The organism is Pontibacter vulgaris, from assembly GCF_022758145.1.
In the GTDB taxonomy this organism is placed as follows: domain Bacteria; phylum Bacteroidota; class Bacteroidia; order Cytophagales; family Hymenobacteraceae; genus Pontibacter; species Pontibacter vulgaris.
In genome coordinates, this window is the sequence record NZ_JAJVDH010000008.1 from 68,837 (window position 1) to 81,768 (window position 12,932).

Genomic DNA, 12,932 nt, shown 5'->3' on the forward strand with positions numbered 1-12,932 from the left:
TTACTATAATTCCATAAAATAGCTTAAGACAAAAAAAGAGCCCTTCCTGGGCGGGAAGGGCTCTAAATACTGTAGTGACTGTAATTATATTAATTATACATGCTGTCGATTACGCTTTTGTAGTTTTCAGTAATAGCCTTTCGCTTTACTTTTAGCGTTGGCGTCAGTTCACCACTTTCTACTGTCCACATGTTCGGGATAAGCCTGAACTTTTTAATGGTTTCGTATTGCGCCAGTCCCTGGTTTGTTTTTTCTATTTCACGCTTATACTTTTCAAGTACTTCAGGATGTTTGATCATTTCAGCGTCAGACGTATAAGGTATGCCTTTGTGCTGGCACCAATCCTGCAAGCCCAGGAAAGCCGGCACTATAAGCGCAGCAGCATACTTTTGCCCAGAGCCGATAATCATGGCCTGCTCAATTACCACCGATTCTTTCAGCTTATTTTCGATTGGCTGAGGCGCTACATATTTACCACCTGATGTTTTAAACATCTCTTTTTTGCGGTCAGTGATTTTAAGGTACTTGCCTTTCTCCAGCGTACCAATATCACCGGTATGGAACCAGCCGTCTTTATCTATTACCTCTGCTGTAAGTTCAGGTTTGTTATAATAGCCTTTCATCACATGTGGCCCGCGGGTCAGAATCTCGCCATCTTCTTCAGAAATTTTTACCTCCACGCCATCAATCGGCATACCTACCGTGCCAATCATGTTGTTCTCCGGCTCAAAGCGGTTAACAGTAATTACCGGCGATGTCTCGGTTAAGCCATAACCTTCCATTACCCGGATGTTAGCCGACCAGAACACGCGTGCCAGGCGCGGCTGCAACGCTGCACCACCCGAAACAATAGCAATTACATTACCACCCAGCGCCTCGCGCCATTTGCTAAATATCAGTTTATTGGCAAGAGCCAGTTGCTGGTTATACCACCAACCCTGGTCTGCCTGGGTATCATACTTCAGGCCGAGCTCAAGCGCCCAGAAAAACAGCTTGCGTTTTACACCGGTCAGCTCCATACCTTTGGCTATGATCTTATCATATACTTTCTCCAGCAGGCGTGGCACTGTCGTAAACACATGCGGCTGCACCTCTTTCAGGTTATCAGCTACCCTTTCTATACTTTCAGCATAGTAAATAGAAACACCTATGCGCATGTATAAATACAACAGCATACGTTCGAAAATGTGGCAGAGCGGCAAAAAGCTTAACGCGCGGTGCGTATTATTAACAGGTACATAAGGCAAAGTGCCGAGCACGTTGCTTACCAGGTTTCCATGGGTCAGCATTACGCCTTTTGGGTTACCGGTAGTGCCTGAAGTATAAATTATGGTCAGAATATCGTCTGGGGTAACGGCTGCTTTTAAGGGCTCCAGCTGCTGTACATCGCCATCCTCGCCCAGCGCAATTACTTCGTTCCAGTTTTTGGCTCCCTGTATTTCTTCGAAAGTATAAATTTCTTTTACACTCTCCATGCCCTGTGTAGCCGACACAACTTTATTATAAAGCTCGCTGTCAGATACAAAAACATACTTTACTTCGGCATCGCTAAAGATATAGCGGTAATCCTCCACGGTAATAGTAGGGTACATGGGCACGCTCACAGCACCTATCTGCTGTATACCAAAGTCCACTAACACCCACTCCGGGCGGTTAAAAGAGATAATAGCAATTTTATCGTTCTTGCCCACGCCCAGCTTAAGCAAGCCAAGGCTGATTTTATTGGCAATATCCTGCACATCCTGGGTGCTATACTTCACCCACTCTCCATTTACTTTGGCTGCAAGGCAATCCGGTTTCGGAAAATTCTGAAGCTGGAACGGCAGTAGGTCGAGCGTACGGGTTACATTCATAAAATTTCTATTAGAGAGTTTTTACAGGTCTGTATTAAGATCCCAGGCGGTATCAGATACCGCTATTTAAACGCATTTTAATTATTTTTTTTTAAATCTGCCACCTAAGTTCCTATTAATATTTGCCAAAAGTTATATTTTAGAAAGTAATAAAGCTATATCGCTTTCATTCTGCAGTAGTTATCAGTAAAACTTCTGTATTTTTACTATTTTTGATTCCCCAGAACGAGCCAATATGAATCTTTCTATCTTTTTTGAGCCGCTGAACGAAGATGTATTCGCAGCCCTGAATAAACCCCGCACCTTAGGCGCCAGCATTACACGTTTTGTAAGCAAGTTTCCGGATTGGCGCGCTGCAGATATGGCCATACTTGGCATCGGTGATGCGCGCGGAAGAGGAACAGATGAAAACGAAGAACCGGATTCTTACCCGGCCCGCGAGGTGCGCAAAAAACTATACGCCTTAAACAAAGGCAACGGCCGCTGCAACCTTGTAGACTTAGGCAACCTGCGCCCCGGCATAACACTGGATGATACTTACCTGCGACTGAAAGAGATTGTAGAGCTACTGATATCGCATAACACGATTCCTGTAATTATAGGAGGCTCCCACGACCTGGAGTATGGCCAGTACCTGGGGTATGAACACCTGGAGCGCGCGGTAAACATGGTTACTGTAGATAGCAGCGTAGACATGACCGAAGACCAGGATGCTACACCAAATAAAAAGCAGCTGCGCCAGATACTGATGCACGAGCCAAACTACCTTTTCAGTTTAGGCCAGATCGGGTACCAGTCGTATTTAGTAGAGCCGGAAGTGATGGCAACGCTGGAGAAACTGCACTTTGAAGCCTACCGCGTAGGCGAAGTACACCGCAATGTGCAGGAAATGGAACCTGTAGTACGTGTAGCCGATCTATTAACCATAGATATATCTGCCTTACGCCACCAGGATGCACCGGGCTACGCGCCGGCCAATCCGTTTGGCCTGACCGCAGAAGAAGCCTGCCAGATTTGCTGGTACGCCGGGCTAAGCGACAACCTTACCTCACTGGGCATTTATGAGTACCAACCCGAGCTGGACGAACGCGAACTTACTGCCTCCACCATCGCTACCATGATCTGGTATTTTATTGAAGGCTATTACCACCGCAAAAACGAGATCAACTTTACCAGTACCAAATTCACAAAGTATGCGGTAGCGTTTAACGACAACCCAGACCGAATGATTTTTTACAAGAGCAAACAAAGCGAAAAATGGTGGCTGGAAGTAGAAGCGCTTTCTGATGGAAAAGGCTCGCGTGTGGTGCCCTGCAGCTACGAAGATTACCTGCAAGCTACCAAAGGCGAAGTGCCTAACCGCTGGATTCTGACACAGGCACGTATTGGTTAATTTTATTTTAGAACAGCAGGAGTTTGAAAATGAGACTCAATGTTTATACTTTGTAACCCATTTACTTTATAAAATTGCTCAGAGATAAAAATCTGGCACTTACGAGTTTTCAAACCTGATACATGAGCTTACCAGAATATACTTTGCAGCAGCTGGCTCTGCGAAACGGCCAGGACCGCGACGATATCTGGATTGCCTACAAAGGCGTAATCTATGATGTAAAAAAATCGAGGTTATGGCGCAATGGAAACCATTACGAACACTGGGCCGGACAGGACCTGACAGAAGAATTGAAGGATGCCCCACACGATACCTATGTTTTTGATAAATTTGAAGCCATCGGCTACATCAAAAACTCCGGATACCGTACCATTACAACAAAAGGGCAGGAATAAGTATAAGCTGGCAAATTTTATAATTACCTAACACAACACAAAAAATGATATTAATTGCTGATAGTGGCTCAACTAAAACAGACTGGAACGCTTTAAATCATACCGAAGTATTACAGAACGTTCAGACAGTAGGTTTTAACCCGATGTACCAGGAATCTGAGGATATCTTCAATGAGCTGGATAAATCGCTGCTTCCGCACCTGGAAGACAAAAAACCAACAGCTATATACTTTTATGGTGCTGGTTGCAGCTCTCCGGAGCGTAATCAGAAAGTATCGGATGCCTTGCAGCGCCTTTTCCCGGAAAGCGAGATACACGTAGACCATGACCTTTTAAGTGCAGCCCGTGCGCTCTGCGGCCACAAACCAGGCATTGCGTGTATACTTGGCACAGGCTCTAACACCTGTTTGTATGATGGTTCTCAAATTGTTGATAACGTACCATCTCTGGGCTTTTTATTAGGCGATGAAGGTAGCGGCGCCTACCTGGGCAAACTGCTGATGCGCGCATACTTCTACCGCGAACTTCCTGAAGAATTAGCCGAGTCGCTGAAAAACACATACAAATTAAGCAAAGACGAATTCCTGGATAACCTGTATGGCGCTGAAGTACCAAGCCGCTATATGGCTACTTTTGCCAAATTCGCACACGATAAGCGCAAGCATCCGGTTATTAAGGAAATGATCTACACTAATTTCGAGAATTTCTTTGAGCGCCATGTATTAAAGTATAAAGGCCACATGGAGTTGCCTGTAAACTTTGTAGGCTCTATTGCTTATTACTTTGCCGATAACCTGAAAATGGCTGCACAAAAGTATGGCCTGCACATCGAAACCGTTATCCAAAGCCCAAGCGAAGGCCTGATCAAATACCACCAGGAGCTGCTGGAGAAAACCGGAACGCCAAACAAAGTATAATTTATACTTACAGCCCCTATTCAAAATTAATAATCTGTAATTCCATAAATCCGTGTCGACTACCGAATCTGCTTCTTATTACAACAACTTGGAGCAAATGTCTGTGCGGGAGCTGCTGGTAAGTATAAACCAGGAAGATAAAAAAGTACCGCATGCTGTTGAGAAAGCCATACCTCAGCTGGAAGCGCTTGTAAACGCCACAATTGCCCGCCTGCAGCAAGGCGGGAGGCTTTTTTACATTGGGGCAGGTACCAGCGGCCGTTTAGGTATAGTTGATGCTTCTGAGTGCCCGCCAACTTTTGGTGTACCACACGGTATGGTAATTGGCCTGATAGCCGGTGGCGACAACGCGATCAGGAAAGCGGTGGAATTTGCAGAAGATGATGCTGAACAAGCCTGGAAGGATCTGCAACAATACGCTATCACAAACAAGGATATTGTAGTTGGTTTAGCAGCATCAGGCAGTACGCCTTACGTGGTTGGGGGCTTAAAAGCCTGCGCAGCACAGGGTATTGCCACCGGTTGTATTGTTTGTAATGCAGGGAGTGTAGTGGCTGAAAATGCAGACTATCCTGTTGAAGTAATTACAGGCCCGGAGTTTGTAACAGGCAGCACCCGCATGAAAGCCGGCACTGCTCAAAAGCTCATCCTGAACATACTTACTACATCTGTAATGATTAAGCTGGGTCATGTAAAAGGCAACAAGATGGTAGATATGCAGCTATCTAATGTTAAGTTGGTAGAGCGTGGGGTGCGTATGGTGATGGATGAGCTGCAACTGCCAAGGCCAGAAGCTGCTGCCCTGTTAAAAAAGTATGGCAGCGTACGCGCCGCCGTAGAAGCCTTCCGAACAGAAAACGGTAACTCATAAATTTATACTTTATAAAAGCAGAACGGCGGCAGGAAATTACTCCTTGCCGCCGTTCTGCTTTTATAGCTTATTGCTATACTTTACTCGGCCACCACGTAGCCTTTTGTAATAACCACAGCAGCCTCGCGGCTCGGAACATAATAATTAGCGACAGACCAGGAGTAACCCAGCTTAAATCGCTTGTCTTCTAAACTATAAAGCACTTTCTTTTTATAGTCGCTCAGGTTTTCCAGCCCAAGTTCTGAACGGAGTTCGTTTACTTGTTTTATTTCTTTTTTACTGAGATCTTCTACCAGGAAGCGGCCAATGGTCTTCAGCTTTTTCTTGCCCTTGCAATCGTTGGGGTTTTCGCACCTTACTTTTACTAATGCTTTCGATTTGTAAAGGTTCCGGCCTTCCTGTTGCTCAATCAGGTAAGCAGCTGCATGTGGTGTTAACTGCCCCTCATGCACAGCCTGTTCCAGCACCTCTTTAAAATCGTGGCCATTGTTCAATTTATTTTGCCTTTGTATTACTACACTAAATCTTGGCAGCTCTTCCAAAGTATCAGCAACGCCAATCAGGTTTTCGCCCGGATAGCCGTGCTTCTTGATATTTTTTAACAATGCATCAACGTTAGAGGCTTCAATTTTACGCAGTGTATCGCCGTAAACTCGCAGCCCTCCTTTTGCCTGCCTGAAATACTGGTCGCGGGCATATAGCTCATCTAAATCGGCGCGCACATCCAGGTCGGCTTTGCGCTTAAACTGCCTGCGCCGCTTCGGGTAAGATTTCGCAAATTTCTCCCACTGCTTAGAAGTACGCAAAGTATCGAATGCCTGCTGCCGCTGCAGATAAGGCAGACTCACGCCTTTCAGCAACAGTTTATCCAGGTAAGCAAAGGCTGCTTTCTCATTATTTACAAGGGTAGCGCAAACAGCTGCATTATAAATATCCTTTGCAAAGGGGGTTGGCACGGCATTAAAAGCCTGCTCATAATATTCCAGCGCTTTTGCATAGTCTTTCTCTACTATACTTAACTCGGCCTGGTTTATAGTTGGGTAATAGGCTTTCACATAATCGGGGTTATCATTTGCTTTCGCAAACGGCGTACTCAGCAGCAACAGGAGCGTTGCCAGAAGTATAACTTTAAAAAAGCCACGTAGCATTACATGAGGCAGGGTTATCATAAGCAGAAGTTTGTATTCGGAATACCAGAGTTGTAAGTATAACGCAAAGAATGGTTTATATTGCACAGGCCCGGCACGGCCACTATTTTGATGCACCGGCGCAAGCTTTATACCTGAAAAAAAGCTTCAAAGTTTGGCATATTTTACCTCTCCGGTTTGTTTACAGAAAAGCTTATACGTTATAGCTGCTTTTAGCTCAACTTTGTTTTACGCTTTAAAGTAATTTATACTTTGGGCAAGGCCACTGCCGGCAGCTACAACTAGATTTATACTTACCATGCATACTATAGAACCGTTTTATAACTGGCTGGAACTCTACTCTGCCTCTGAAGACCCCCGCTCCCCGCTATACGGCGCTGAAAACAGCCTTACCTACTTTACCAATACCATTTACGGCTACTATATACACCCGCAGTGGGACGATATCGAATCAGAGACACTTTTCCTGAAGATACTATACACCGACTATGACCTGGCCTTTACTGTTATCGAATTTATAGGCGAGTGGAACGACACGCTGCACAATGATATCATGAAACTGAAGCGCAACATCATCGATCCGATGGTTCATGAGGGCATCAAGCACTTTATACTTATCGGTGAGAATGTGTTCAACTTTCATGGGTCTGATGATGCCTATTATGAGGAATGGTTTGAGGACGTGGAGGAAGGCTGGATCGCAGCAATCAGTTTCCAGGACTTTGTACTCAGCGAGATGAAAAACTATAACCTGGACTATTATATAAACTATGGCGGAAGCCTGGAGGAAGTGCACTGGCGTACTTATACTCCTAAACGGCTGTTCGCACTTATAAATGGCATGATACAAAAACGCCTGGGTATATAGCGTCAGAAGTATAGCGCATAAAAAAGGAGGGGCCTTTACAAGCCCCTCCTTTTTTATTTTAATGTATCGAAAGCAGATTACTGCACTACAGCGCTAGTATCTGCACCTTCTTCGATCTGTTCAGCTTTCTCTTCGCCAGCTTCTTCAACTTGCTCGCCTTGCTCTTCAGCAGACTCTTCTACTTGCTCTGCCTGGTCTTCAGCACGTTCTTCTTTCGCCGATTCGCAAGATGCAAATGTGAACAAACCTGCTGCTAAAAATAAATAAATTGACTTTTTCATCATAATGGGGTTTAGTATGATTGGTTAGTTTAAACGCCGTACAGGATTAACCAAGCGGCCAGTTGCAGCTTTTACCACAACATGCAATCGAATACGTTGCCAACGCTATATAGTTTAAATAAAAACACAAAAGGCACTCTTTGGGAGTGCCTTTTGTGTTTTCCCGGCCATTTGCCGGGTGGTTTTTTTGTTGCTGATTAGTGAGCAGCAGCAGCTGTATCTACTGGAGTAGCAGCAGTATCTACTGGAGTAGCAGTAGTGTCAACTGTAGTAGCAGCAGTGTCAACTGTAGTAGTTTCTTCTACTGTAGTTTCTGTAGATTCTTCAGCTGGCTTAGACTCGCAAGAAGCGAAAACAAACAGACCAGCAACGAAAAGTAAACCAAATACTTTTTTCATGGTGTTTTGATGTTTATAAAATGAGGCACAAATATAATACTATATTTAAATGTACTAATTACTTGCGCCTCTTTTTTTTATTTCTTTTTGAAAAGAACCTTGATTGGCACGCCTTCTAACCCAAAATGCTTGCGGATATTGTTCTCCAGGTAGCGTGTATAAGACTCTCGTATGTACTGCGGCAGGTTACAGAAAAACGCAAACGTAGGGTTGTGTGTCGGCAACTGCGTTACATACTTTATCTTAATAAACTTACCTTTCACAGATGGCGGCGGGTAGCGCTCTATCTCCGGCAATATCAGGTCGTTTAGCTTAGAGGTAGGAATTTTGCGGGTTTTGTTCTCGTATACCTGCATAGCTACTTCGATAGCTTTGTGTACACGCTGCTTTGTTACAACCGAAGTAAAAATGATCGGCACATAGCTCATAGGCGCAATCTTCTCATAGATCAGATCCTCGAACTGCTTTGTTGTATTGGTTTCTTTCTCTACCAGGTCCCACTTGTTCACCAGTATCACAATACCTTTGCGGTTCTTCTCGGCCAGGGCAATAATGTTTACATCCTGCGCTTCTACGCCACGTGTTGCATCCAGCATTATAATACAAACATCGGCATCTTCCAGCGCACGCACCGAGCGCATCACAGAATAGAATTCGATATCTTCGTTTACTTTGCTTTTACGGCGCAAACCGGCAGTATCAACAAGTATAAACTCCTGCCCAAAGCCTTTATAGCGTGTATGTATGGCATCGCGGGTTGTACCGGCAATATCAGTAACTATATTTCGCTCTACGCCAAGCAGCAGGTTCACAAACGATGATTTACCTACGTTCGGGCGGCCCAGCACAGCTACTTTAGGTATGCCTGCATCCGGGTCTTCAATGCCTTCGTCTTTAAAGTGCTTTACTACTTCGTCCAGCAGGTCGCCTGTTCCGGAGCCGCTTTGCGATGAAATGGCGAAAATCTCGCCGTCAATACCTAATGAGTAGAATTCACCTACCTGGTGTGCGCGGGCGTTTGTATCAGCTTTGTTGGCAACTACATAAATTGGCTTATCTGAGCGGCGCAGTACGCTGGCAAATTCTTCGTCCAAACCTGTCATGCCGGCATCTACATCCACCATAAAAAGTATAACATCAGCCTCTTTAATAGCCAGTTCTACCTGCTTGTTAATTTCGCCTTCAAAAATATCATCGGAGCCGTGTACATAGCCTCCGGTATCAATTACTGTAAAAAACTTACCGCACCACTCGCCGTGGCCGTAGCTTCTGTCGCGGGTTACACCGCTTTCGTTATCCATAATAGCCTGTCGGCGTCCGACAAGGCGGTTAAAAAGTGTAGACTTACCCACATTCGGGCGGCCTACAATAGCAATGATGTTTGACATCTATACTTGGTAAAAATGGTTAAAGTGCCCCCGGAGCACCTTGCTCCGAAGCTTTATCTGTGCAAAATCTACTTACTCGCTATAGCCAAAGCGCCGTAGCAACCTTTGGTCTGTTCGCCAGTTTTCGTTCACGCGCACATACAAATCAAGAAAAATCTTTTTCTGGAAGAATTCTTCCATATCAATGCGGGCCTGCATGCCTACTTTTTTCAACGCTTCGCCTTTGTGGCCTATAATAATGCCCTTCTGGCTTTTGCGCTCTACGCTTATCTCGGCCCGGATGCGGATGATCTCTTCCTCTTCCTTAAATTCCTCTATCACCACTTCGCAGCTGTAAGGAATTTCTTTTTTATAGTTAAGGAAAATCTTCTCACGGATTATCTCCGACACAAAGAAACGCTCAGGCTTGTCAGTCAGTTCATCTTTTGGATAATAAGCCGGGTGTTCTGGCAGAAAATGCAGCAGGCGCTCAAATAAATACTCCAAACCTGTGCGGTGCAGGGCAGAAATCGGCAGAATTTCGGTCGGATTCATTTTCTCCTGCCAGTAAGCAACCTTCTCTTTTACCTCTTCTTCAGTCGCCTGGTCTATTTTATTTATGAGCAACAGAATAGGCACCTGGGCATATTGCAGGCGTTTTATTACATCATCCTCGTCATGCTTTTCATAAATATCCGTCACGAAAAGTATAACATCGGCGTCTTCCAGGGAAGTGCGCACAAAGCTCATCATCGATTCGTGCAGGGCGTACTGCGGTTTTATAATGCCCGGTGTATCAGAATACACGATCTGGAAATCCTCGCCGTTGAGGATACCCATAATGCGGTGCCGCGTAGTCTGTGCTTTTGATGTGATGATGGAAAGCTTCTCTCCTACCAGCGCGTTCATCAGCGTAGATTTACCTACGTTGGGCTTGCCCACTATACTTACAAAACCAGCCTTATGCGGTGTTTCTGCCATGCTCTAAAATTTAAGGATGCAAAATTACTTCTTTTTTACGAGAAGGCATGAGAATGTGGAAATTAGAAAATTCGCTCGCCGAGAAACACTTGCCTAAAACTTTAAACATTTGCCGCAGTTTATACTTTATTGTAATTGGTTTTCTAGGCTGTTATAGAAACTATAGATAACCAACTAACACATTATACTTTGTATCTTTGCCTTACAAAAGCACTTTTTATAGTATAGATGAGCAAAAAAGCCACCGGTAAAATCGGGGTGCTGCTGGTAAACCTCGGCACACCGGATACACCCAACACACCTGACGTTAGAAAGTACCTGCGCGAGTTCCTGCTGGATAAGCGCGTGATAGATATACACCCTGTTGCCCGCTATGGCCTGATAAATGGTATTATCGCACCTTTTCGTGCGCCTAAATCTGCCAAAGTATACCAGCAGCTCTGGACAGAACGCGGTTCGCCGCTACTTTACCACGGCCTTGACCTGCAGCAGAAGCTACAGCAGGAGCTGGGCAATGGCTACCATGTGGCATTTGGCATGCGTTACCAGAGCCCAAGTATAAAAAGTGCTTTGGAAGAGCTGCGCGAACAAAGCGTTGACCGCATTATTGTGTTACCATTGTTCCCGCAGTATGCCTCGGCTTCAACCGGTTCAGTGCAGGACAAGATCATGGAAATCGTAAAAGACTGGTGGGTTATTCCGAGCATTAACTTTATTTCTTCTTTCTGCGACGACCCTGGTTTTATAAATGCTTTTGCCGAACTGGGCAAGCGGCACATGGCACAGGATAATTATGATCACGTTATATTTAGTTACCATGGTTTACCGGAACGCCAAGTGCTGAAAGGAAGCGATAAAGGATATTGCCAATTAGGAGCCTGCTGCAACACCTATAACAAGCGTAACAAATATTGCTACCGCGCGGCCTGCTTTGCCACCTCCAGGCTGCTTGCCGAGAAGCTGGGTTTAAGCGAAGACCAGTACACGGTAACATTCCAGTCCAGGCTTTTGAAAGATCCGTGGCTGCAACCATACACCGATGAAGTGCTGAAAACGCTTCCGGGCAAAGGCATCAAAAAAGTATTGGCTTATAGCCCGGCTTTCGTGGCCGATTGCTTAGAAACAACTATAGAAGTTGGCGTAGAATTTAAAGAGATGTTTGAGCATGCCGGCGGCGAGAAATGGCAGCTGGTAGAAAGTCTTAATTCTGAGCAGATCTGGGTAGATGCCGTGAAAGACATGATCCTGCGCAGCTAAGTATAAAATACGCATACCAAAAGAGCGGCCGCTGATAAATATCAGCGGCCGCTCTTTTGTTTTTATACCTGCAGGTTAGTCCCAGTCCCAATCAATATCATCATTGTTTTCTTCTTCAGGCCCAAGGTCTAAAGGCAGTTTGGCGTAAACACCTAAAGCCTTTTGGCGCTGCTCCGGGTTATACCTGATTCTATAGTTAAGGCCGGCATAATAATTTAACCAGTAATCGGTTTGGAAACCTAGTATAGCAGACTCTTCTTTTCTAAACTCTACATAAGGCCCGGCTGCAACACCCACAACACCTACACCGGTTTGCACCTGCGTATAAAGCGCTGTACTGCCTTTCCGGCGATCGAAGCCAAAGTTGCCACTCACAGGAAAACCATTTTCATACCACCAAACGGCAGCCTCCACGCCCCAGCTTATTTTAGGTTTCTTACTTCCAAAATTATAATGCAACATAGGGCCTACCGAGAAAGCATCCTGTGCTTTTACCTCGCTGGCAAACATACCTGCTGTAATTACTAACAGCAGCTTCAGTTTTATACTTTTCAGATGCATAGATTTTTAACAGTTATTAAATGCGTTTGAAATCTACCCAATAATCTGAAGTAGCGTCCGAAAAATTTCGGATTTTAGTCAGTAAAACCTCGGCATTTGTTTCCACAATCAGGTTCTCGCGCTGGTCAAATTTCAAAAATCCTTCTGCCACACTGTGGTCAATCATCTCCAGAAACTTATCGAAGTAACCATTTACATTGAACAGTGCTACCGGCTTGCGAATAATGCCTAACTGATTCCAGGTTACAATTTCACAGAGTTCATCGAAGGTGCCAAAACCACCTGGCATGGCTACAAACGCATCGGAGCGGGCAGCCATCATGGCTTTGCGTTCGTGCATGGTCTGTACTACATGTAGTTCTGTTAAGCCCTGGTGCGCCACCTCTCTGTCTACCAGGCTCTGCGGAATTACACCAACTACAACTCCACCGCCAGCCAGTACGGCATCAGCAATCTGGCCCATCAGCCCCACATTACCACCACCATACACCAACGCTATACTTTGTGCGGCCATCAGTTGGCCAAATCTGTCGGCTGCTTCCCGGTATACCTGGTTGCTGCCATAATTAGCTCCGCAGAAAACACCAATACTTTTCATTTTATACTTTATACTTTGGCTAAAATCTGAATTTATACTTTTAG

At 45.1% G+C, this 12,932-nt stretch carries 14 protein-coding genes; 6 read left to right on the forward strand and 8 right to left on the reverse strand.

All coding sequences use genetic code 11. From position 1 onward, the window contains the following. Positions 1-89 precede the first annotated feature (89 nt). Complete coding sequence (locus LWP20_RS17385) at positions 90-1,853, reverse strand: AMP-dependent synthetase/ligase (protein WP_242929454.1); 1,764 nt, start codon at positions 1,851-1,853, stop codon at positions 90-92. 235 nt (positions 1,854-2,088) lie between these two features. On the opposite strand from LWP20_RS17385, the gene LWP20_RS17390 reads away from it, so the two are divergent. The 4 genes from LWP20_RS17390 to murQ all read left to right on the forward strand — a co-directional run bounded on the left by LWP20_RS17390 (position 2,089) and on the right by murQ (position 5,429). Continuing rightward, positions 2,089-3,246: a formimidoylglutamase gene (locus LWP20_RS17390; protein WP_242929455.1), complete on the forward strand. Its 1,158-nt coding sequence runs from the start codon at positions 2,089-2,091 to the stop codon at positions 3,244-3,246. 122 nt (positions 3,247-3,368) lie between these two features. Beyond that, the gene (locus LWP20_RS17395; protein WP_242929456.1) at positions 3,369-3,641 is read left to right on the forward strand and encodes a cytochrome b5 domain-containing protein; all 273 of its coding nucleotides are present in this window, start codon (positions 3,369-3,371) and stop codon (positions 3,639-3,641) included. Between the two features lie 44 nt (positions 3,642-3,685). Beyond that, on the forward strand, positions 3,686-4,558 hold the full coding sequence (locus LWP20_RS17400; RefSeq protein ID WP_242929457.1) for a hypothetical protein: 873 nt from the start codon (positions 3,686-3,688) through the stop codon (positions 4,556-4,558). Positions 4,559-4,610: 52 nt separating this feature from the next. Next, positions 4,611-5,429, forward strand: coding sequence for an N-acetylmuramic acid 6-phosphate etherase (murQ, locus tag LWP20_RS17405; protein WP_367615755.1), 819 nt, complete (start codon positions 4,611-4,613; stop codon positions 5,427-5,429). Between the two features lie 80 nt (positions 5,430-5,509). Here murQ and LWP20_RS17410 read toward each other — a convergent pair whose 3' ends face one another. Further along, positions 5,510-6,598 (reverse strand): hypothetical protein, encoded by a 1,089-nt coding sequence (locus LWP20_RS17410; protein ID WP_242929458.1) that lies wholly within the window; start codon positions 6,596-6,598, stop codon positions 5,510-5,512. A gap of 277 nt (positions 6,599-6,875) precedes the next feature. Between LWP20_RS17410 and LWP20_RS17415 the strand changes: the two genes are divergently transcribed. Continuing rightward, positions 6,876-7,445 carry a hypothetical protein gene (locus LWP20_RS17415; protein ID WP_242929459.1) on the forward strand — a complete coding sequence of 190 codons (570 nt, stop codon included), beginning with the start codon at positions 6,876-6,878 and terminating at the stop codon, positions 7,443-7,445. A gap of 77 nt (positions 7,446-7,522) precedes the next feature. Here LWP20_RS17415 and LWP20_RS17420 read toward each other — a convergent pair whose 3' ends face one another. The 4 genes from LWP20_RS17420 to era all read right to left on the reverse strand — a co-directional run bounded on the left by LWP20_RS17420 (position 7,523) and on the right by era (position 10,472). After that, positions 7,523-7,726 (reverse strand): hypothetical protein, encoded by a 204-nt coding sequence (locus LWP20_RS17420; protein ID WP_242929460.1) that lies wholly within the window; start codon positions 7,724-7,726, stop codon positions 7,523-7,525. A 197-nt stretch (positions 7,727-7,923) separates the two neighbouring features. After that, positions 7,924-8,124, reverse strand: coding sequence for a hypothetical protein (locus LWP20_RS17425; RefSeq protein ID WP_242929461.1), 201 nt, complete (start codon positions 8,122-8,124; stop codon positions 7,924-7,926). 77 nt (positions 8,125-8,201) lie between these two features. Further along, positions 8,202-9,512, reverse strand: a complete 1,311-nt coding sequence (der, locus tag LWP20_RS17430; RefSeq protein ID WP_242929462.1) for a ribosome biogenesis GTPase Der — start codon at positions 9,510-9,512, stop codon at positions 8,202-8,204. A 72-nt stretch (positions 9,513-9,584) separates the two neighbouring features. Beyond that, a complete protein-coding gene (era, locus tag LWP20_RS17435; protein WP_242929463.1) occupies positions 9,585-10,472 on the reverse strand; it encodes a GTPase Era in 888 nt (295 codons plus the stop codon). Positions 10,473-10,700: 228 nt separating this feature from the next. On the opposite strand from era, the gene hemH reads away from it, so the two are divergent. Next, on the forward strand, positions 10,701-11,729 hold the full coding sequence (gene hemH / locus LWP20_RS17440; RefSeq protein WP_242929464.1) for a ferrochelatase: 1,029 nt from the start codon (positions 10,701-10,703) through the stop codon (positions 11,727-11,729). Between the two features lie 75 nt (positions 11,730-11,804). Here the strand turns inward: hemH and LWP20_RS17445 are convergent, their stop codons facing one another. Then, on the reverse strand, positions 11,805-12,290 hold the full coding sequence (locus tag LWP20_RS17445; protein WP_242929465.1) for a hypothetical protein: 486 nt from the start codon (positions 12,288-12,290) through the stop codon (positions 11,805-11,807). 16 nt (positions 12,291-12,306) lie between these two features. After that, positions 12,307-12,888 (reverse strand): LOG family protein, encoded by a 582-nt coding sequence (locus LWP20_RS17450; RefSeq protein WP_242929466.1) that lies wholly within the window; start codon positions 12,886-12,888, stop codon positions 12,307-12,309. Between the last annotated feature and the right edge of the window lie 44 nt (positions 12,889-12,932).

What these genes read in the sequence shown, in the direction of transcription:
- LWP20_RS17385 (WP_242929454.1), bottom strand. Translation starts at nt 1,853, where the DNA reads ATGAATGTAACCCGTACGCTCGACCTACTGCCGTTCCAGCTTCAGAAT.
- LWP20_RS17390 (WP_242929455.1), top strand. Translation starts at nt 2,089, where the DNA reads ATGAATCTTTCTATCTTTTTTGAGCCGCTGAACGAAGATGTATTCGCA.
- LWP20_RS17395 (WP_242929456.1), top strand. Translation starts at nt 3,369, where the DNA reads ATGAGCTTACCAGAATATACTTTGCAGCAGCTGGCTCTGCGAAACGGC.
- LWP20_RS17400 (WP_242929457.1), top strand. Translation starts at nt 3,686, where the DNA reads ATGATATTAATTGCTGATAGTGGCTCAACTAAAACAGACTGGAACGCT.
- LWP20_RS17410 (WP_242929458.1), bottom strand. Translation starts at nt 6,598, where the DNA reads ATGATAACCCTGCCTCATGTAATGCTACGTGGCTTTTTTAAAGTTATA.
- LWP20_RS17415 (WP_242929459.1), top strand. Translation starts at nt 6,876, where the DNA reads ATGCATACTATAGAACCGTTTTATAACTGGCTGGAACTCTACTCTGCC.
- LWP20_RS17420 (WP_242929460.1), bottom strand. Translation starts at nt 7,726, where the DNA reads ATGAAAAAGTCAATTTATTTATTTTTAGCAGCAGGTTTGTTCACATTT.
- LWP20_RS17425 (WP_242929461.1), bottom strand. Translation starts at nt 8,124, where the DNA reads ATGAAAAAAGTATTTGGTTTACTTTTCGTTGCTGGTCTGTTTGTTTTC.
- der (WP_242929462.1), bottom strand. Translation starts at nt 9,512, where the DNA reads ATGTCAAACATCATTGCTATTGTAGGCCGCCCGAATGTGGGTAAGTCT.
- era (WP_242929463.1), bottom strand. Translation starts at nt 10,472, where the DNA reads ATGGCAGAAACACCGCATAAGGCTGGTTTTGTAAGTATAGTGGGCAAG.
- hemH (WP_242929464.1), top strand. Translation starts at nt 10,701, where the DNA reads ATGAGCAAAAAAGCCACCGGTAAAATCGGGGTGCTGCTGGTAAACCTC.
- LWP20_RS17445 (WP_242929465.1), bottom strand. Translation starts at nt 12,290, where the DNA reads ATGCATCTGAAAAGTATAAAACTGAAGCTGCTGTTAGTAATTACAGCA.
- LWP20_RS17450 (WP_242929466.1), bottom strand. Translation starts at nt 12,888, where the DNA reads ATGAAAAGTATTGGTGTTTTCTGCGGAGCTAATTATGGCAGCAACCAG.